General features: G+C 67.3%; 19 protein-coding genes. 12 read left to right on the top strand and 7 right to left on the bottom strand.

Annotated features, from left to right (window positions below):
• Window positions 1-77: 77 nt before the first annotated feature.
• Together E1956_RS03875 and pxpB are read right to left on the bottom strand one after the other, a co-directional pair.
• Window positions 78-1,157 carry a 5-oxoprolinase subunit C family protein gene (locus E1956_RS03875; protein ID WP_134747507.1) on the bottom strand — a complete coding sequence of 360 codons (1,080 nt, stop codon included), beginning with the start codon at window positions 1,155-1,157 and terminating at the stop codon, window positions 78-80.
• Window positions 1,154-1,846: a 5-oxoprolinase subunit PxpB gene (pxpB, locus tag E1956_RS03880; RefSeq protein ID WP_134747508.1), complete on the bottom strand. Its 693-nt coding sequence runs from the start codon at window positions 1,844-1,846 to the stop codon at window positions 1,154-1,156. Before pxpB ends, E1956_RS03875 begins: the two co-directional genes overlap by 4 nt.
• A 145-nt stretch (window positions 1,847-1,991) precedes the next feature.
• Here pxpB and E1956_RS03885 point away from each other — a divergent pair, with 145 nt between their 5' ends.
• A complete protein-coding gene (locus tag E1956_RS03885) occupies window positions 1,992-2,504 on the top strand; it encodes a winged helix DNA-binding protein (protein ID WP_134747509.1) in 513 nt (170 codons plus the stop codon).
• A gap of 60 nt (window positions 2,505-2,564) precedes the next feature.
• On the opposite strand, the gene E1956_RS03890 is transcribed toward E1956_RS03885, so the two are convergent.
• A complete protein-coding gene (locus E1956_RS03890; protein ID WP_418789245.1) occupies window positions 2,565-3,191 on the bottom strand; it encodes a 5-formyltetrahydrofolate cyclo-ligase in 627 nt (208 codons plus the stop codon).
• A gap of 8 nt (window positions 3,192-3,199) precedes the next feature.
• On the opposite strand from E1956_RS03890, the gene E1956_RS03895 reads away from it, so the two are divergent.
• The 4 genes from E1956_RS03895 (at window position 3,200) to E1956_RS03910 (ending at window position 8,269) form a co-directional block, all read left to right on the top strand.
• Complete coding sequence (locus E1956_RS03895; RefSeq protein WP_134747511.1) at window positions 3,200-5,179, top strand: lytic transglycosylase domain-containing protein; 1,980 nt, start codon at window positions 3,200-3,202, stop codon at window positions 5,177-5,179.
• A gap of 111 nt (window positions 5,180-5,290) precedes the next feature.
• On the top strand, window positions 5,291-6,247 hold the full coding sequence (locus E1956_RS03900) for a complex I NDUFA9 subunit family protein (RefSeq protein ID WP_134747512.1): 957 nt from the start codon (window positions 5,291-5,293) through the stop codon (window positions 6,245-6,247).
• A gap of 121 nt (window positions 6,248-6,368) precedes the next feature.
• The gene (locus E1956_RS03905; protein ID WP_134747513.1) at window positions 6,369-7,016 is read left to right on the top strand and encodes a glutathione S-transferase family protein; all 648 of its coding nucleotides are present in this window, start codon (window positions 6,369-6,371) and stop codon (window positions 7,014-7,016) included.
• On the top strand, window positions 7,013-8,269 hold the full coding sequence (locus E1956_RS03910; protein ID WP_134747514.1) for a multifunctional CCA addition/repair protein: 1,257 nt from the start codon (window positions 7,013-7,015) through the stop codon (window positions 8,267-8,269). Before E1956_RS03905 ends, E1956_RS03910 begins: the two co-directional genes overlap by 4 nt.
• 98 nt (window positions 8,270-8,367) lie before the next feature.
• Here E1956_RS03910 and E1956_RS03915 read toward each other — a convergent pair whose 3' ends face one another.
• Together E1956_RS03915 and E1956_RS03920 are read right to left on the bottom strand one after the other, a co-directional pair.
• Entirely contained in the window at window positions 8,368-8,562 is a 195-nt protein-coding gene (locus E1956_RS03915) for a DUF2905 domain-containing protein (protein WP_069264258.1), read from the bottom strand.
• 27 nt (window positions 8,563-8,589) lie between these two features.
• Window positions 8,590-9,846: a class I SAM-dependent methyltransferase gene (locus E1956_RS03920; protein ID WP_418789232.1), complete on the bottom strand. Its 1,257-nt coding sequence runs from the start codon at window positions 9,844-9,846 to the stop codon at window positions 8,590-8,592.
• Between E1956_RS03920 and E1956_RS03925 the strand changes: the two genes are divergently transcribed.
• From E1956_RS03925 to glmS, 5 genes are all read left to right on the top strand, one after another.
• Complete coding sequence (locus E1956_RS03925) at window positions 9,818-10,756, top strand: SDR family oxidoreductase (RefSeq protein ID WP_134747516.1); 939 nt, start codon at window positions 9,818-9,820, stop codon at window positions 10,754-10,756. The two genes, E1956_RS03920 and E1956_RS03925, sit on opposite strands and share 29 nt — an antisense overlap.
• Before the next feature lie 375 nt (window positions 10,757-11,131).
• Window positions 11,132-11,527 carry a dihydroneopterin aldolase gene (locus tag E1956_RS03930; protein WP_028221681.1) on the top strand — a complete coding sequence of 132 codons (396 nt, stop codon included), beginning with the start codon at window positions 11,132-11,134 and terminating at the stop codon, window positions 11,525-11,527.
• Window positions 11,528-11,530: 3 nt separating this feature from the next.
• The gene (gene ttcA / locus E1956_RS03935; protein WP_134747517.1) at window positions 11,531-12,550 is read left to right on the top strand and encodes a tRNA 2-thiocytidine(32) synthetase TtcA; all 1,020 of its coding nucleotides are present in this window, start codon (window positions 11,531-11,533) and stop codon (window positions 12,548-12,550) included.
• Between the two features lie 206 nt (window positions 12,551-12,756).
• Window positions 12,757-14,139: a bifunctional UDP-N-acetylglucosamine diphosphorylase/glucosamine-1-phosphate N-acetyltransferase GlmU gene (gene glmU / locus E1956_RS03940; RefSeq protein WP_134747518.1), complete on the top strand. Its 1,383-nt coding sequence runs from the start codon at window positions 12,757-12,759 to the stop codon at window positions 14,137-14,139.
• Between the two features lie 95 nt (window positions 14,140-14,234).
• The gene (gene glmS, locus E1956_RS03945; protein WP_134747519.1) at window positions 14,235-16,052 is read left to right on the top strand and encodes a glutamine--fructose-6-phosphate transaminase (isomerizing); all 1,818 of its coding nucleotides are present in this window, start codon (window positions 14,235-14,237) and stop codon (window positions 16,050-16,052) included.
• A gap of 108 nt (window positions 16,053-16,160) precedes the next feature.
• On the opposite strand, the gene E1956_RS03950 is transcribed toward glmS, so the two are convergent.
• Window positions 16,161-16,475, bottom strand: coding sequence for a hypothetical protein (locus tag E1956_RS03950; protein WP_134747520.1), 315 nt, complete (start codon window positions 16,473-16,475; stop codon window positions 16,161-16,163).
• Window positions 16,476-16,760: 285 nt separating this feature from the next.
• Between E1956_RS03950 and E1956_RS03955 the strand changes: the two genes are divergently transcribed.
• Both E1956_RS03955 and E1956_RS03960 read left to right on the top strand, forming a co-directional pair.
• Window positions 16,761-17,483, top strand: a complete 723-nt coding sequence (locus E1956_RS03955; protein WP_232071261.1) for an SIR2 family NAD-dependent protein deacylase — start codon at window positions 16,761-16,763, stop codon at window positions 17,481-17,483.
• Between the two features lie 99 nt (window positions 17,484-17,582).
• A complete protein-coding gene (locus E1956_RS03960) occupies window positions 17,583-18,095 on the top strand; it encodes a CinA family protein (protein WP_134747522.1) in 513 nt (170 codons plus the stop codon).
• Window positions 18,096-18,559: 464 nt separating this feature from the next.
• Here the strand turns inward: E1956_RS03960 and E1956_RS03965 are convergent, their stop codons facing one another.
• Window positions 18,560-19,471: a DMT family transporter gene (locus E1956_RS03965; protein WP_134750337.1), complete on the bottom strand. Its 912-nt coding sequence runs from the start codon at window positions 19,469-19,471 to the stop codon at window positions 18,560-18,562.
• Window positions 19,472-19,608: the final 137 nt, after the last annotated feature.

Genomic DNA, 19,608 nt, shown 5'->3' on the forward strand with positions numbered 1-19,608 from the left:
GCGGGTTGCCTGATAGTGATTGGATTCGCGACGTTGGGCGGCGGTGCCCGCAGCGCCGGAAGTTCGCACCGCCCGCATCATGCGCCCGAACCCTGCGCGCTCGCGCTGCGTGCGCGCCGGCTCGCGTGGCGCTCGTCCTGCATGGCGATCGCGGTATCGATCTGCTGCAAGTAGGCCCGTTCCTCCTGCAGCGCGCGGCGCGCGACGGCCGCCGTCGCCTCGACGAAGCGCAAGCCCGCCGTGAGCCGCACCTGCGCGAGCTTCCACAAGTCGGCGCGGATTATGGCGCCGATCTTCGGATAGCCGCCGGTGGTCTGCGCGTCGCTCATCAGCACGATGGGCTGGCCATTCGGCGGCACCTGGATCGTGCCGGGCAGGACGGCGTGCGAGAGCAGGTCGGTGCGCGCCGCCCGCTCGAGCGGTGTGCCCTCGAGCCGGTAGCCCATGCGGTTACTGTTGGGCGTGACGCGCCATTCGTCGGACCAGAAGGCGCGCTGCGCCTCGGGCGTGAAGCTATCGTACTCGGGGCCGCGCAGCACGCGCACGGGCGCGGCCCAGCTCACGCCGTCCGGATGGCGGCCGCGCCGGTGATGCGCCTCCTCGGGGTAGACGAAATTGCACAGGGCGGGCGCCTTCACGCCGAACGGCGGCGCGCCGGGCGCGAGCGACACGCGCTCGCCGCCCGCCGCGAACGAGGCGCCAATGGCGAGGCGGTCGCCGTCCTTGAGCGCGCGGCCCGCGAGCCCGCCGAAGCCGGCCGCGAGGTCGGTGCTGCGCGAGCCGAGCATCGGCAGGACGTCGATGCCGCCCGCGACGCACACATAGGCGCGCATGCCGCGCTTCGCGCCACTGAGCATGAGCTCTTCGCCCGCCGCGACCGGCAGGCTCCACCACGACCACACCGGCTTGCCGCCGAGCGTCGCGCCGAATTCGGTGCCGGTGATGGCCACGCGCGTCGCGCGCGCGAAGCGCAGCGCCACCGGGCCGAAGGTGATTTCGAGCCCCGCCGCGTCGTGCCGGTTGCCGACGAGGCGGTTGCCCACCTCGATCGCGAGCGTGTCGAGGGCGCCGCCGGTGGCGACGCCGAGATGCCGGAATCCGGGCCGGCCGAGATCCTGGACCGTGGTGAGCAGGCCTGCGCGCAGGACTTCGATCATGCGTGGGTCTCCTCGACGGGGGTTTCGCTGAGGCTCGCGATGACGAAGCGCACGCGGTCGCCGGGCATCAGCAGCGTGGGCGGATTGCGCGCGGGATCGAACAGGGCGAGCGCGGTGCGGCCGATCAGCTGCCAGCCGCCAGGCGCCTGCGCGGGATAGATCCCGGTCTGCTCGCCGCCGATGCCGACCGACCCGGCGGGCACGGCCAGGCGCGGCTCGCGCCGGCGCGGCGTGTGGAGCGCGGCGTCGAGTCCGCCGAGATAGGCGAAGCCCGGCTGAAAGCCGAGGAAGAACACGGTGTAGACGCCGGCCGCGTGACGCGCGGCGACGTCGGCGGGCGCGAGCCCGGTGTGTTGCGCGACGGCGGCGAGATCGGGGCCCGCCGCGCCGCCGTAGCTCACCGGGATCTCGACTTCACGGCCCTCGGGCGCGCCCTGCGCGGCATCCTCTGCCTCGTGCCATGCTGCTTCGAGCGTGGCGGCGAGCGCCTCGGCTTTGGCGGCGAGCGCATCGAAGGTGATCGTCAGATTGTTCATGCCGGGCACGACTTCGCGCACGGCGTCCCAGCCGCGCGCGCGCGCGGCCACGGCCCAGATGCGGCGCTGGACCTCGAGCGTGGCGGGCGGCGGGGTCTCGCAGACGAGAGCCTCGTCGCCGAGGAAGTAAATACGGGGAACAGGATGGCGCATGATTTCAGGGGCCGGCGACGGACTTTTGTCAGTGTACATTCTCGACAATTTATCGATAAATTCTCAATGAGCGTTTGTGCCAGGCGCGACGCGCGTACGACCTCACTACACTGGCGGCACACCGTTTCGACCACAGGTTTGAGTCATGTCGCGCCAGCCGACCAAGATCGTTTCGTCCGAGCATCTCGTCTCCGAGACGAGCGCCGAGCTCTCCGAGCTCGAGTACGCGCTCATCATGGCAAGCAATGCGTTCAACCGCTGGATGGTGCGCTGCATGTCGGCGGCGGGCGCAAAAGACATGACGCCGATCGAGGTGTCGCTGCTCCATCACGTGGGTCACCGCGAGCGCCGCAAGAAGCTCGCCGACATTTGCTTCGTGCTCAATATCGAGGATACGCACGTCGCCACCTATGCGCTCAAGAAGCTGGTCGCCCGGGGCCTCGTTGAGAGCGAGAAAAGCGGCAAGGAAGTGTTCTTTGCGGTGACGCCGGCGGGACGCGAGCTGTGCCTGCGCTATCGCGACGTGCGCGAGAGTTGCCTGATCGCCACGCTCAAGGAGAGCGGCCTCACCAATCAGCAGATCGGCGATGCGGCGCAATTGATGCGCAATGCGTCAGGGCTCTACGACACGGCGGCGCGTGCGGCGGCCTCGCTCTGAGCCGTTGGCGCCGCAGCGCGCAACGCAACGCGCACCTCAACACGCACTTCGGCGCGCAACTCAGCGCGTAGCGAGACGTCCCGCGAGATGCGCGCCGGCTTCGGTGACCACGGCGTCGAGCGGCAAGTCGTGCGCGCCGCGCTCGGGCACGCCCTCGTCGATGCGGCACGCTTCATAGGCGATGCCCACAGTGAGCGGCAACGTCTCGCCGGGCCAGGCGGCGAGCGTGCGGTCGTAATAGCCGCCGCCATAGCCGAGCCGGTAGCCGTCCAGGTCGAATCCGAGGCAAGGCACGAGCAGCAAGTCGGGCAGGGCCGCTTCCGGCGAGGCCGGCTCGGGAATGCCGTGATGGCCTTCGCGCATCGGCGCGCCCGGGGTCCAGAAGTAGAAGTGCAGCGGCGTGTGGCGCTCGGGAATGGCGGGCAGCGACGCGCGGCGCGATGCATCGGCGGCGAGCCAGGAAGCGATCCATTCGCGCGCGTCGAACTCCCCGGGCAAGGGCCAATAAAAGCCGATCGAACGCGGTGCGACGCGGCCGATCAGGGTATCGAGATGAGCGCTCAGCGCCGCATTGGCGCTCGCCCCGGAAGCCGCCGCCAGACGCACTGCGCGAAGTCGTGTACGCCACGCCTTTTTGGATTCGGCCGTGGGGTTGCATGCTATGCTTGGGTTCACCTCGCGCTCCAGAAATAACGATGTCCAAACGCCTTGTCCGAGTATATCGCGCGGTCGGTCTTGCACTGGCCGCCGCGGCACTCGTCGCATGCAGCACGGCCGATGCCGTGAGGCCTGTCGCCCTGCCAGTGGGGGCCGCGCTGGCGCCCGACGATCAAACCTTCATCCAGCTTCGCGAAGCCGCGCGCAATAACGACGCTGCGCGCGCCGCGCAACTCGCTGCGACGATTCCGGATTATCCCGCGCCGTCCTACCTCGAATACTTCCAGTTGAAACCGCAACTGTTCGATTCGCAGGGCCACGCGCGCGTGGACGCTCCTGACGCGCCGGTGCTTTCGTTCCTGCAGCGTCACGACGGCGAGGCCATCGCCGACCGCCTGCGCAACGACTATCTGCTCGTGCTGGGCGCGCGCCACGACTGGACGAATTTCGACAAGCAGTATCCGCGCTTCGTGCTCAACGACGACACGCAGGTGAAGTGCTACGCGCTGGAGTCGCGCGCGGCGCGCGGCGACAACGTCGCCAACGACGCGCGGGCGCTGCTCACCGAGCCGCGCTATTACGGCGACGGCTGCGTCGACCTCATCACCGCGCTCGCCATCAAAGGCCAGTTCTCGGACGACGATGTCTGGCAGCAGATCCGCCTCGCCTACGAACAGAACCAGACCTCGACGGGCGCGAAGCTGCTCGACGGCCTCGCGCAGCGTCCCGACCCCACGGCGTTCAGCGAGGCGGTCAGCACGCCGCCGCTCACGCTCGCGCGCGGCGTGGGTGCGGACCCGCAATCGCATCAGCTCGCGCTGCTCGCGCTCACCGTGATGGCGCGCAACGACCCCGCCGTGGCGGCCACCACGTTCGCGGCGGTCGCGCCTTCGCTCACGTCGCCCGAGCGCGCGATCGGCTGGGGCACGATCGGCTATCAGGCCGCGCTCAAGCGCATGCCGGGCGCGCTCGACTGGTATCGCCTCTCGGCCAACGCGCCGCTTTCGTATCCCGCCTACGAATGGCGCACGCGCGCGGCGCTGCTCGGCGGCGACTGGACCATGGTGCGCTGGTCGATCGAGCAGATGCCCGCGGCGCTGCGCGCGCAGCCCGCGTGGGTCTATTGGCACGCGCGCGCGCTCAAGCAGGCGGGCCAGGCCGATCTGGCGAACCAGGAGTTCGCGTCGATCTCGCAGGGCTATAACTTCTACGGCCAGCTCGCGACCGAAGAGCTCGGCCAGAAAATCACCATTCCGCCGAAGACCACGGTCAGCGACGCCGAAATCGCCCAGGTCGCGCAAACGCCGGGCTTTGCACTCGCGCAGCGCTTCTATGCGCTGAACCTGCGCCTCGAAGGCAACCGCGAATGGAACTGGCCGCTGCGCGGCATGAGCGATCGCCAGCTGCTGGCCGTCGCCGAATATGCCAGGCGCATCCAGCTGCTCGACCGCACCGTCAACACGGCCGACCGCACACAGACCGAGCACGACTTCTCGCTGCGCTATATCGCGCCGTTCCGCGACGTGGTGGAGCGCGACGCGCAAACCAACGGCCTTGACGTCGAATGGGCCTACGGCCTCATTCGCCAGGAGTCGCGCTTCATCCTGAACGCGCGCTCGGGCGTGGGGGCGAGCGGCCTCATGCAGATCATGCCGGCCACGGCGCAGATGGTGGCCAAGAAGATCGGCATTGGTCCGCTCTCGAACGATCAGCTCAACGACCTGAACACCAATATCCTGCTCGGAACGAACTATTTGTCGATGATCTACAATCAGTTCGACGGCTCCGCCGTGCTCGCCACCGCGGGCTACAACGCCGGACCGGGGCGCCCGCGCCAGTGGCGTGCTTCCTTGCCGCGCGGCGTCGAGGGCGCCATCTTCGCGGAAACCATCCCGTTCCAGGAAACCCGCGATTACGTGAAAAACGTGTTGTCGAACACGGTCTACTATGCGGCGCTGTTCGAAGGCCGTCCGCAATCGCTGAAGGCGCGTCTCGGCTATATCTCGCCGCTGCAGTGAGCGTCATGCGGCGCTGCTCGCGTGAGCCGCGCCGCTGGACGTAACCGCCCCCGTGCGGTCCCCGGCGCGTGGCGCGGGCGTGAAGCACGAGAGTGCACGAGGAGGTCGAAGATGAGACATCAAGCCATCGCGGTCATCGGCGGTTCGGGATTCATCGGCAGCCACCTCGTCAACGCGCTCGTCGAGGCGGGCAAGGACGTGCGCGTCGCCACCCGGCGGCGCACCCATGCCCGCCACCTCACCCTGCTTCCCGTCGACGTAATCGAGGCCGACGTGACCGATCCGGTCGCGCTCGCGAGCCTCGTCGAAAACGTCGACGCCGTCATCAATCTCGTCGGCACGCTCAATGGCGGGCACGGCACGCCCTACGGCCCCGGCTTCGCGAAGCTGCACGTCGAGCTGCCCACCAAGATCGTCGCCGCCTGCGAGGGCAAGGGCGTGCACCGCTTGATCCACGTGAGCGCGATTGGCGCCGACCCGCGCGGGCCGAGCATGTATCTGCGCTCGAAAGGCGACGGCGAGAAGGCCGTGCACGCCTCCACCTCGCTGGCCACGACGATCTTGCGTCCGTCCGTCGTGTTCGGCCCCGACGACACCTTTCTCAACCGCTTCGCGGTGCTGCAAAAGCTCTTCCCGATGATCCCGCTCGGCATGCCGGACGCGAAGTTTCAGCCTGTCTATGTCGGCGACGTGTCGAAGGCGATCGTCAATGTGCTCGATCTCGACGCCGCGAGCGGGCACACTTATGAAATCGGCGGCCCGACGGTCTACACGCTCGAGCAGCTGGTGCAGTACTGCGGCGACGTGGTGGGCCGTCACGCGCGCATCATGCGGCTGCCCGATGCGTTCGCGTGGCTGCAGGCGCTCTCGTTCGAAATGGCGCCCGGCGTGCCGGTGCTCACGCGCGACAATCTCGATTCGATGAAAGTCGACAGCGTGCTCAGCGGGCCGCTCGCGCCCGAGCTGGGCGTGGAGCCCGCGAGCATCGAGACGATCGCGCCGCTCTATCTCGCCGATGCCTCGCTGCGCTCGCGCCTGAACATCTTCCGGGCTAGCGCGCACAGGTAGGGGCAACGCCGCGCGCGCAGCCGGCAGCAACATCGCTGTACCCACGAAGCGGGCCACGAAACCTGGCGTGAAGCCGGGCGCGTGGCGCTTTCCAACCTTGACTCTTTATTCAACGGTAAATATGAAGCTCGTCATTGGAGACAAGAACTACTCGTCGTGGTCGATGCGCCCCTGGGTGCTGATGACGCATTTCGGCCTTCCGTTCGAAGAGGTGCTGATCGAGCTCGACCGGCCCGAAACGAAGGGCGCGATTCTCGAGTTCTCGGCGTCGGGCAAGGTGCCTTGCCTCATCACCGACGACGGCCTCGCCGTGTGGGACTCGCTCGCGATCGCCGAAACGCTCGCCGAGCGCTTCCCGCAGCACGCCCTGTGGCCGCGCGACGCGAACGCGCGCGCGCGAGCGCGCAGCGTGAGCGCGGAAATGCATTCGAGCTTCGTCGATCTGCGCTCGAACATGCCGATGGCGATCCGCACCTCGAAGCCGGGCGCGGGCGCCACGCCCGGCACGCTCGCCGACATCGCGCGCATCGACTCGCTGTGGAGCGCCTGTCTCGACGCCAGCGGCGGCCCGTTCCTGTTCGGCGAATTCAGCATCGCCGATGCGATGTACGCGCCCGTCGTGATGCGCTTTAACAGCTACGCACCGCAGCTCTCGCCGAAGGCGGCCGCCTACGCGGCGCGCGTGACGGCGGCGCCGGCCGTGGCAGCGTGGATCGAGGCCGCGCGCAAGGAAACCCGTCGCATCGAACACGACGAACCCGACGCATGAAGATCTACGTGGTAGGCGGCGCGATCCGCGACGAGATGCTGGGCCTGGCCGTGCGCGACCGCGATTACGTGGTCGTGGGCGCGACGCCCGAGCAGATGGCCGCGCAGGGCTATCGTCCGGTGGGCAAGGACTTTCCGGTGTTCCTGCATCCGCAGACGCAGGAGGAGTACGCGCTCGCGCGCACCGAGCGCAAGACGGCCGCGGGCTATCACGGCTTCCAGTTCTTCTACGCGCCCGACGTCACGCTCGAGGAAGATCTCGCGCGCCGCGATCTCACGATCAACGCGATGGCGCGCGAGGTCCAGCCCGGCGGCGTGCTGACCGGGCCCGTGGTCGATCCGTTTGGCGGTGCGAACGATTTGCGCGAGCGCGTGTTCCGCCACGTGAGCGAGGCGTTTCTCGAAGACCCGGTGCGCATCCTGCGAGTGGCGCGCTTTGCGGCGCGCTTCGCCGATTTCACGGTCGCGCCCGAGACCATGGCGCTCATGCAGTCGATGGTGGCCTCGGGCGAAGTCGACGCGCTCGTGCCCGAGCGCGTCTGGCAGGAAGTCTCGCGCGGGCTCATGGAAGACAAGCCCTCGCGCATGTTCGCGGTGCTGCGCGAATGCGGCGCGCTCGCGCGCGTGCTGCCCGAGGTGGACAGTCTCTTCGGCGTGCCGCAGCGCGCCGACTATCACCCCGAGGTCGATACCGGCATCCACGTGATGATGGTGATCGACCATGCCGCCGCGCAGGGTTATGCGCTGCCGGTGCGCTTCGCGGCGCTCACGCACGATCTCGGCAAGGCCACCACGCCCGAGGACGTGCTGCCGCGCCACATCGGCCACGAAGGGCGCAGCGTCGACCTCCTCAAGCCGTTGTGCGAGCGCCTGCGCGTACCCAACGAATGCCGCGATCTCGCGCTGCTCGTGGCGCGCGAGCACGGCAACGTGCATCGCGTGATGGACATGGGCGCGGCCGCGCTCGTGCGCATGCTCGAGCGCAGCGACGCCCTGCGCAAGCCCGCGCGCTTCGCCGAAGCGCTACAGGCCTGCGAGGCAGATTTGCGCGGGCGCCTGAACTGGGAAAACGCGCCTTATCCGCAGGCGGAGCGGCTGCGCGTGGCGCTCACCGCGGCGCGCGGCGTGGACGCGGGCGCGATCGCGCGCACGATCACCGAAGCGGGCGCGGGCAACAACGCCGCGGAGAAGATCAAGGAAGCGGTGCATCGCGCGCGCGTTGGCGCGGTGGAAGAAGCGCTGCCCGCCGGGTGACGAGGCGTGACACGTTGAAGCTCGAAACGGCGCACCTGTGCGCCGTTTCCACGTCTGGCGCCCATCTTGGCACCTGCCGTGTCAGAATCGTCGAGCGCTCAGAGCGCGCGCACGAGAAACGAAAGCGCCATCGAGAGCACGAGCGTCGACATGAACGGCAGCGGATATTCGCGGCCAAAGATGCGCAGCGTGATATCGCCGGGCAGCCGGCCGATGCCGAGCTTCCTGAGCCACGGCTGCGCGCTGGAGAGAATCGCAACGGCGATAAAGGTGGTCAGGAACCAGCGGATCATGGTCGGCCCGTAGTGGTTGGATGACGCTCAGAGCGTGTGGCTGCGGTCGCCGCGCGCGAAGGCGGCGATCGTCGCATCGATGCCGCGCGAGAACGCGATCACCTTGAAGAGCTCGCCCATCTCCGCCTCCGAGACGAGCTTCTGCACCGCGTTCGCAGCCGGCAAAAAGCGCGCGGCGTCGTGCGGATCGATCTCGCCCAGCACCTCGGTAATGCCGGCGTTCATCAGGAAGCGCGCCTGCGAGGTATACCCGAGCAGGTCCGCGCCCGCTTCGACGCCGGCCTGCGCGATGCCGCTGAATTCCACGTGCGCGGTGATGTCCTGCAGGCCGGGGTAGAGGAACGGGTCGCCGTGTGCGCGGTGGCGATAGTGGCACATCAGCGTGCCTTGCACGCGCTGCGGATGGTAGTACTCGCCGCGCGGAAAACCATAGTCGATGAAAAACGCCGCGCCGCGCACGAGCATCGTGCAGATCGTGCGCGTGAAGGCGAGCGCGGCCTCGTGCGTTTCCGTCACGTAGTCTTCGCTGCCCTCGATGTCCGCGAGCACGCTGCCGGGCACGCTCTGCGCCCAGTCGGCGTCGAGTCCGCTCATGGCGGGCTGGTCCGCGAACTGGAATGCGCCGTCGCCGTTCACGCTCACACCGCGCTCGTGCCACACGGCGTCCTTGCGCGCGAAGAGGCGCACCGGCATCGCGTCGAGCACTTCGTTGCCGATCACCACGCCTTCGAACTGCGCGGGCAGCGCGTCGAGCCACTGCACGCGAGCGGCCAGATGCGGCGCGAGTCGCTCGATCGTTTCGCGCTGGCGTTCGCGCAACTCGCCCGAAAGATCGACGATGGCGTACGTGTCGAACGGCACGCCCAGCGCCTCGAGCGCGAGCATCACGCCCGCCGCGAGCCGCCCCGTGCCTGCGCCGAATTCCATGAGCGCGCGCGTGCCGCTTGCCGCGAGCGCTTCGCCCACGGCGCGCGCGAGCGTGGCCGCGAAGAGCGGCGACATTTCGGGCGCGGTCACGAAGTCGCTGCCATCGTCGGCGAACAGCCCGAACTTGCGCGCGCCACCGCTGTAATAGCCGAGCCCCGGCGCGTAGAGCGTGCGCTCCATATAGCGGTCGAACGGCAGCCAGCCGCCCGCCGCGGCGACGTCGGCGCGCAGGGCTGCGGCGAGCGCCTCGGACTGCGCGAGCGCGATCGGCTCGGGAACAGGTAAACTAGCGGGTTCGTGAGCTTTCGGATTCATCCCGGCATTGTAAATGAGCGCAATCGGCGCAACATCGGGCATCGGCCCGTCCGGCGGGGCCTCGAACGCGGCTGGGCACGATGCGCCGCGCACGGCCCAGGGCAAATTGACATCCGACCCCGCATCGAACGTGAACCCGTCATCTGAATCGCACGCGCATTCGAGCGCCCGCGCGGCGGCGCGCGTGATCCTCGTGACCGGCGGCGCGCGCCGCATCGGCCGTGCGTTTTCGCTGGGCTTTGCCGAGCACGGTTGGGACGTCGCGGTGCATTACGGCGATTCGCAAGCGGAGGCCGATGAGGTCGTCGAGCAGATTCGCGCCATGGGCCGCCGTGCGGTCGCGTTGCACGCCGACCTGGCCAACGAGGCGCAAGTGGCGCGCCTCGTGCCGGATTGCGCCGCGGCGCTCGGCCTGCCCGCGTGCGTGCTGAACAATGCGTCGCGCTTCGAGGAGGACACGGCGCGCGACGTCGGCTATGCGAGGCTGCAGCATCTGATGGCGATCAACGTGGGCGCGCCGCTCGTGCTCGCGCGCATGCTGTGGGAAGCGACGCCCGAAGCCGCGCTGCAGGACGAATCGCTGCGGACCTGTGTGATCAACGTGCTGGATCAGAAGCTGTACAACATGAATCCGGACTACTTGTCGTACACGCTGACCAAGGCCGCGTTGCAGAATGCCACTGTCGCGCTTGCCCAAGCGCTTGCGCCGAAAATGCGCGTGGTGGGTCTCGCGCCCGGCCTCACGCTGCAGTCGGGCGACCAGACGCCGGAGAGCTTCACCGCCGCGCACAAGGTCACGCCGCTCGGCCGCGCGTCGCGTCCCGCCGATCTCGTGGAGGCCGCGCTGTATCTCGCGCAGGCTTCGGGTGTGACCGGCTCGACGCTGGTGGTCGACGGCGGCCAGCACCTCGTGCCGCTGCCGCGCGACGTGATGTTTTTGACGGGCGCCTGAGCGTCGAAGGCGCCGGTTGCGTCGGTCATTAAAAGTGACCGAATGAAATGCAACTAAATGCAATTGCCGTTGCCCGTCCACACGCGCATGCGAGCATGCGCCGGAGCGGGCAGGGGCAGCCGGGCTGCGACGCAGCCTCGCAAAGACGATGGCGAGGCCGGCCCCAAAAAGGCTGAAAAAGACCGAAAGGGCCGATAAAGCCTGAGGCGCCCCCAAGGCCCGCTGGCAAAAGAATCAACCGGACCCCTGGGCCCGGACCCGCGCGAGGGCGCGCGCCATGCCGCCGCCCGCACGCTTTGAAGATCAACCGCATGACCCGCCGGGCGCTGGCGCCCGTGCGCCAGGCAACGCACGCTTTTATCGACTGGAACGAACATGTCCGCCGTACTCCTGCATCCCCGGCTCGCCGACTGCCGCCGGCTCTTCTTGCGCAACTACGAAGTGCACATCAACATCGGTGTGCATGACTTCGAAAAACGCGGCGAACAACGCGTCGTCATCAACGTCGACCTGTTCGTTCCGCTCGCGTCGACCACGCCGCACGAAGACAAGCTGCGCGAAGTCGTCGATTACGACTTCATGCGCGCGACCGTCGCCGCACGCGTGGGCCAGGGCCATATCCATCTGCAGGAGACGCTCTGCGACGACCTCGCCGCTGCGCTGCTCTCGCACGAGCTGGTGCGCGCCGTGCGCGTGTCGACCGAAAAGCCCGACGTGTATCCGGACTGCGACGCGGTGGGCGTCGAGGTCTTTCGCATCAAAGAGGACTGATTCATGAACGCCCCCGAAACGCTCGCCGCCGCGCAGGCCGCGAGCACCGAAGTAAGCCCGGAAGCGAGCCCCGAAGCCGCGGCCGACGCTTCCTCCGCAGACACTGGCCGCCGCGCGCTCACGCGCCGCGAGCAGAAGGAAGCCTACGAGAACAACAAGTTGTTCAAGCGCATCGTGCGCCAGGTCGGCGAGGCGATCGGCGACTACAACATGATCGAGGAAGGCGACAAGGTCATGGTGTGCCTCTCGGGCGGCAAGGACAGCTATGCGCTGCTCGACGTCCTGATGCGCCTGCGCGAGCGCGCGCCGATCAACTTCGAGATCGTCGCGGTGAACCTCGACCAGAAGCAGCCCGGCTTTCCCGAGCACGTGCTGCCGGCCTACCTCGACAAGGTGGGCGTGCCGTACCACATCGAGAATCAGGACACCTACAGCATCGTCAAGCGCCTCGTGCCCGAGGGCAAGACCACCTGCTCGCTGTGCTCGCGCCTGCGCCGGGGCATTCTGTACCGCGTGGCGGGCGAGCTCGGCGCGACCAAGATCGCGCTCGGCCACCATCGCGACGACATCCTCCAGACGCTGCTCCTGAACCTGTTCTACGGCGGCAAGCTCAAGGGCATGCCGCCCAAGCTGCAGTCGGACGACGGCAAGAACATCGTGATCCGGCCGCTCGCCTACGTGAAGGAAACCGATCTGGAGAAGTACGCCGAGCTGCGCGAATTCCCGATCATTCCGTGCAACCTGTGCGGCAGCCAGCCTAATCTCAAGCGCGCGGAAATGAAGGCGCTGATCCGCGAGTGGGACAAGCGCTTCCCGGGCCGCGTGGAGAACATGTTCAACGCGCTCGGCAATGTCGTGCCTTCGCACCTGATGGACGCCACGCTGTTCGGCTTCAAGGATCTGCGCACGACGGGCGTGGCCGACCCGGCAGGCGATATCGCGTTCGACGAGGAGCCGTGCTCGACCGACTCGCCCGCCGGCGACGGCGCGGCGCTGAAGTTCACGCCGCTCGACGAGCTCTGAAACAGGCCGCAGGCGGCGTAGCTTCGGCGCTGCTTGCAAAACCGAGTCGGACCCCAAGGCGGCCAACGAGGGCCGCCTTTTTTGCGCCTGTCGCAAGTGTGTAAAAGAGTGTTCGGCGCCGGGGCAAACGCCCGCCGGCAGGCGGTGTTGGGGATACCCCCCATGCTAAAATCGTGCGCTTCATTCCCTCTTAAGTCACCGATGCAATGAACATCGTGATCCTCGCGGCAGGCATGGGCAAACGCATGCACTCCGCACTGCCGAAAGTGCTCCATCCGCTCGCCGGCCAGCCGCTTCTCTCGCACGTCATCGACACCGCTCGCAGCCTTTCGCCCACGCGCCTCGTGGTCGTGATCGGCCATGGCGGCGAAGCCGTGCGCGCCGCCGTTGCCGCACCCGATGTGCAGTTCGCCGTGCAGGAGCAGCAGCTCGGCACGGGCCACGCGCTCGCGCAGGCGCTGCCGTTGCTCGATGTGAATCAGCCCACGCTGGTACTCTACGGCGACGTGCCGCTCACGCGCGCCTCCACGCTCAAGCGCCTCACCGATGCCGCGGCCAAAGCCGGCCAAAACGGACACAAGGCAGGCTACGGCATCCTCACCGTGACGCTCGACGATCCGACCGGGTACGGCCGCATCGTGCGCGGCGCGACCGGCCAGGTGCTGCGCATCGTCGAGCAGAAGGACGCGAGCGACGACGAACGCCTCATCGACGAAATCAACACCGGCATCGTCGTGACGCCCACCGCGCCGCTGGCGGGCTGGCTCGCGGCGCTCGGCAACGACAACGCACAGGGCGAGTACTACCTCACCGATGTCGTGGAAGCAGCGATCGCGGCGGGTCATCCGGTCGTCACCGCGCAGCCTGATGCGGAGTGGGAGACGCTCGGCGTGAACAGCAAGCAGCAGCTCGCCGAGCTCGAGCGCGTGTACCAGCGCAACGCCGCCGATGCGCTGCTCGCCGCCGGCGTGACGCTCGCGGACCCCGCGCGCTTCGACCTGCGTGGCTCGATCAGCTGTGGGCGCGACGTGTTCATCGACGTGAACTGCGTGTTCGAAGGCCTGGTGACGCTGGCCGATAACGTGCGCATCGGCCCGAACTGCGTGATCCGCGACGCCGTGATCGGCGCGGGCACGCGCGTGGATGCGTATACGCATATCGAGAGCGCGACGGTTGGCGCGCAGGCCGTGCTCGGTCCCTACGCGCGTCTGCGCCCGGGCGCGCAGCTCGCCGACGAAGTGCACGTGGGCAACTTCGTCGAGGTGAAGAACGCGAACATCGGCCACGGCTCGAAGGCCAACCACCTGAGCTACGTAGGCGACGCCGACGTGGGCGCGGGCGTGAACATCGGCGCGGGCACCATCACCTGCAATTACGACGGCGCGAACAAGCACCGCACGGTGATTGAGGACAACGTGTTCGTAGGCTCCGATACGCAGCTCGTCGCGCCCGTGCGCGTGGGCCGCGGCGTGACCATCGCGGCGGGCACGACAGTGTGGAAGGACGTGCCCGAAGACACGCTCGTGCTCAACGAAAAGACTCAGATCGCGAAAACCGGCTACGTTCGGCCGGTGAAGCACAAACGCTGAAAGAACAGCTGAACAGCAGGACATTCCGGGCGCCGCGCGCGTGAGCATTCATCGCAGCGCGGCGCCCCGCCTCTCATTGCAAAGGACCGAACTCCATGTGCGGCATCGTCGGCGCAGTTGCGCAACGTAATATCGTTCCCGTTCTCATCGAAGGCCTGCGGCGGCTCGAATACCGCGGCTACGACTCGTGCGGCGTGGCCATCGTCACGGCCGAGGGCCCGCAGCGCGTGCGCAGCGTCGCGCGCGTGGCCGAGCTCGACGAGCAGGCGCGCGAGACGCGTTTCGAAGGCGTCACGGGCATCGCGCACACGCGCTGGGCCACGCACGGCGCGCCCACGGTGAACAACGCGCACCCGATCTTCTCGAGCAATGCGCTGGCGATCGTGCACAACGGCATCATCGAGAACTACGAGTCGCTGCGCGAGATGCTGCGCGGCAAGGGCTACGAGTTCGTCTCGCAGACCGACACCGAAGTCATCGCGCACCTGATCCACAGCCTGTACAAGGGCGACCTGTTCGCCGCCGTGCGCGAAGCCGTGCAGCAGCTCTCGGGCGCCTATGCGATCGGCGTGGTGCACAAGGACCAGCCGCACACGGTGGTGGGCGCGCGTGCGGGCTCGCCGCTCGTGGTGGGCTATGGCGAGGGCGGCAACTTCATCGCCTCGGACGCGCTCGCGATTGCGGGCAGCGCGAACCGCGTCAGCTATCTGGAAGAGGGCGACGTCTGCGAGATCTCGCTCGAAGGCGTGCGCATCGTCGATCGCGCGGGCCACCCGGCCGAGCGCCCGGCGCGCGACGTGCAGGCCTATAGCGGCGCGGTCGAGCTCGGCCCGTATCGCCACTACATGCAAAAGGAGATCTTCGAGCAGCCGCGCGCGATCTCCGACACGATTCCCGCCGATGTCGCCTTCGATCCCGTCCAGTTCGGCGAAAACGCGGGCGAGGTGTTCAAGGGCATCGACAGCATCCTGATTCTCGCGTGCGGCACGAGCTACTACGCGGGGCTGACCGCGAAGTACTGGCTCGAATCGATTGCGAAGATCCGCACCGAAGTCGAGATCGCGAGCGAGTACCGCTATCGCGAGTCGGTGCCCAATCCGCGCTCGCTCGTGGTGACGATCTCGCAGTCGGGCGAAACCGCCGACACGCTCGCGGCGCTCAAGCACGCGCAGTCGCTCGGCATGGAGCACACGCTCGCGGTCTGCAACGTGGCGACGAGCGCGATGGTGCGTCTCACGGAACTGAAATTCCTCACGCACGCGGGGCGCGAGATTGGCGTGGCGTCGACCAAAGCGTTCACGACGCAGCTGGTGGGCCTGTTCATTCTAGCGGTGACGCTGGGCAAGCTGCGCGGCCACGTGGATGCGCAGCAGGAAGCGGCGTACCTGAAGGAGCTGCGCCACCTGCCGGCGGCGCTCAACGGCGTGCTGGCGCTGGAGCCGCAGATCATCGCTTGGTCGCAGGAGTTCGCGCGCAAGGAAAACGCGCTGTTCCTCGGGCGCGGGCTGCACTATCCGATCGCGCTCGAAGGCGCGCTCAAGCTCAAGGAAATCTCGTACATCCACGCCGAGGCCTATCCGGCGGGCGAACTCAAGCACGGGCCGCTCGCTCTCGTGACGGAGGCGATGCCGGTGGTGACGGTCGCGCCGAACGACGCGCTGCTGGAGAAGCTCAAGTCGAACATGCAGGAAGTGCGCGCGCGCGGCGGCCGTCTCTACGTGTTCGCCGATGCCGATACGCATATCGCGAGCGAAGAGGGCATCCACGTGATCCGCATGCCGGAGCACTACGGCCAGCTCTCGCCGATCCTGCACGTGGTGCCGCTGCAGTTGCTCGCGTATCACACGGCCTGCACGCGCGGCACCGATGTGGACAAGCCACGCAACCTCGCGAAATCGGTGACGGTGGAGTAAGCAGCGAGGGCGCGGCAAACCTCGCCGCGCCCTCGCCAGAGCTCACCCCGCTCACATCCCTCAAGACATCCGCATCTCGGGGCGCGTGCGCCCCCATCTCCCGCCTTCTTAATCGTCGTCGTCGTCGTCGTGATGGTGCTTGTGCCAGCCGCGATGGCGTCCGTGATCGTGGTCACGGTGGTCCCAGTCGTCATCGTCACGATAGCCGTAGCCATAACCATAACCATAACCATAGGCCGGTGCCGCATAGGCGGGCGCGGCGTACGCGACCGGGGCGTCCTCGTAGACCACGGGCGGCGGCGCCGCGTAGACCGGCGCAACAGGCACGCCGAGCATCACGCTCAGGTCGGTATGCGCCGACGCCTGGCCGCACGCCGCGGCGAGGGTCACTCCGAGAGCGGAGAGAATCAGTGCGCGTTTCATGGTGCTTCCTCGTCCTTTGTCATCATGTGTCCGGACGCGGCGATGCGTCCGAGAATGGCGGGATACTAGAGACTGGAATCGCTCCAAGGTGCTACGGCATACGCTCTGCTGTAACCGTCTGTAAAAATCCCGCGGCGCGCGGTTTGCCTGCGCACGTGCCGCCGCCCACTGCCGCAAGACGGGACGCGGCGTCATAATGGCGCCGATCGAATCCAGGAGATGAAAGTGGCCGATTTGGAGCAACCCCGACAGGCATCCGGGCAGCCAGCTCGTCAGGAGGGCCGCTTGCCCCGTCTGTACGTGTTTTCTGGCGCGGGGCTCTCGGCGGAAAGCGGGATCTCGACGTTTCGCACGGGCGACGGCATCTGGACGCACGCGAGCATCGACGAGGTCTGCAACTACCACACGTGGCGCCGCAACCGGCCCGCGGTGTTCCGCTTTTATAACCAGCGCATTGCAGAGTGCTCGGGCGCACGCCCGAACGATGCCCATCGCCTGCTCGCGCAGTGGCAGAACACGTGGGGCACGGAGCGCGTGCACCTCGTCACGCAAAACATCGACGACATGCTCGAGCAGGCCGGCGCGCGCCAGGTCACGCATCTGCACGGCGACATGATTTCGCTGCTCTGCACCGACTGCGACTATCGGTTCCCGAGCGGCGGCGGCGCGCTCGATCCCGGCGCTGCCTGTCCGTCGTGCGGCCAGGTGGACAGCGTGAAGCCGGGCGTCGTGTTCTTCAACGAAGCCGCTCCCGAGTACGAGACGCTCTGGCGCATTCAGCAGGCCATGACCGACGACGATCTGTTCATTGCCGTGGGCACGGCGTTCGAAGTGATTCCACCCGAGCGGCTGCTGCCGCCCACGCGCTACGGCCGTTACGCGCGCAATATGCTCGTCGATCCCGCGCCGCGCCGCACGGAGTTCTTTGGCGTCGTCGAGCACGAGCCGGCGACCGTCGGCTTGCGCCACCTCGAACCGGCCATCGAGCGGATGATGGAAGGCGGCTAGCGCAGCCGCGCTCGGATCGCCTCAAGGGCGTGCTGGCTTCGCGGCCGCACGCCTTTTTTGTTGCCTTCTTTTGTCGCCTTCAACAGGGCCCCACGAACCATGAACATCTCGAAGCAGATCGTCGGCTATCTGCACTCGCGCGCGCTCGTGCTCGCGAGCATCGAAACCTGCACGGCCGGAGCGATGTCGGCCATGCTCGCCGACGTGGCGGGCGCGCACGGATGCCTCGATATCGGCGTCATCGTGCATACGCACGCTGCATTGGCGGGGTTGCCAGGCACGCTCGCACAAGCGGCGGTGGAGACGGATGTGCCGCCAGGTGAGCCACTCGCCCGCACGCTGGCCGAAGCGCTGCTCGTGCAGCGCGCAGGGCACGCGAACGTGGCGCTCGCAAGCATCGGGTGGCTGGCGCCGGAGCAGGAGGGCAGGGCGCCAGCCACGCATAGCTTTGCATGGGCGTGCATGCATCGCGGCGCGGTGGTTTCGGCAAGCGAGACCGTGCTCTTTTCCGGGCGTCGCGCGGAGATCAGGCGTTCCATTGCGCGTCGCGCGTTGCTGGGTTTGCCGCGTTTTGTCGATGCGACTCTCGCTCGCGATGCACCTGCATCGTAATGTTGCGTCGGGCAGCGCAAGTTATCTAATAAGAGTTATGAATATCTATATGTATACGTAGTAATAGTTAACAAGCCGTGGCATTTCCTGTGGATAACGCGGTATTTCTTATTCAGTTCAATTCGATGCGATCCGGACAGGCATGCGGACAATCGCTGTATGCATTTCGAACATTGCGGATAACTTTTGGGCCTTCGGTAGACGATGTGAAGTTATCAAGAAGTGATCCACAGTTCGTTCGCCAGGTCATCCCCAGATTATCCAGAGCTTGCCGTGGATAACTTGCCTGTCGACACGATATCCCCACGCGGAAGGCACAAAGCGCCCTCGACATGTGGATCGAAACTGCCGGAAGCCGTGCAAAAAAAAGCGCCGCCCGCAGGCGACGCTATTCATGTGCAAGAGAATCGAATCGGCTTCGATAAAACTCAGATCGAATGCAGGTCGAGTAATTTGCCGCGCATTCAAGCGGATTCCGCGGGCTGGGTCTCGTGCGCGTGAACGCGGCCGCGCGTGGTCGGCAGCAACTGGCAGGCGAGCAAGCCCACGAGCATCAGCGCGCAGCCCACGAGTGCGCGCGCACTGAGCGTCTCGCCAAGCACGACCCAGCCGGCGATCGCCGCGAACACGCCTTCCATGCTGAAGATCACAGCGGCATGCGAGGGCGCCGCATCGCGTTGCGCGACCACCTGGAACGTGTAGCCCACGCCCACGGAAAGCGCGCCGCCGTAGAGGATGGCGGGCGCCGCGCGGGCGATGTCGGCGAGATGCATCGGTTCGAATGCGACCCCAACGACGAGGCAGAGGAGCCCGCAGACGACGAACTGCACGATCGAGAGCGCGAGCGGGTCGTGACGCGGCGCGTAGTGGCCCACGAGCATCACCTGAATCGAGATGACGAACGCGCAGCCGAGCTGATACCAGTCGCCGTACATGATCGAAAAATGCTCGTTGATGCTCAGCAGGTAGAGCCCGGCCGCCGCGAGCGCCGCGCCGATCCACGTGCCGGGGCCGGTGCGGTGACGCAGCAGCACGCCCAGCATCGGCACGATGACGACGTAGAGCGAGCTGATGAACCCCGCGTTGGCGATCTTCGTGTAACGCAGGCCGATTTGCTGCAGCGAGATGGCCACGGCGAGCACGAGCCCGAGCAGCGCGCCCGAGCGCAGCAGCGCCGTGTCGAGCCGGCGTGCGGGGGCCGCTCGATCGCGCCCTTGCCGCATGCGCTGCAGGTAGCCCGTTGCGAAGACGAATGCCGACACGACCGCCGCGCCCAGCAGGAAGCGCAGACCGGTGAAGAGGAACGGACCGATTGTGTCGAGGCTCAGTCGCTGCGCGACGAACGCGGAGCCCCAGATGATGGCGGCGGCCAGCATCAGCAGATTGGCGCGCAGGTGGTGGTTGGCGGATTTCAAGCGGAATTCTCGGATTTGGCGTGATTCTGCCGCGGAAGGCAGGTGCGCAAGACGAACAGCCGTGCGAAACCTCGATCGTATCCGAATTGAAAGCAAAA

Source organism: Paraburkholderia pallida, assembly GCF_004524855.1.
GTDB classification, from domain to species: domain Bacteria; phylum Pseudomonadota; class Gammaproteobacteria; order Burkholderiales; family Burkholderiaceae; genus Paraburkholderia; species Paraburkholderia oxyphila.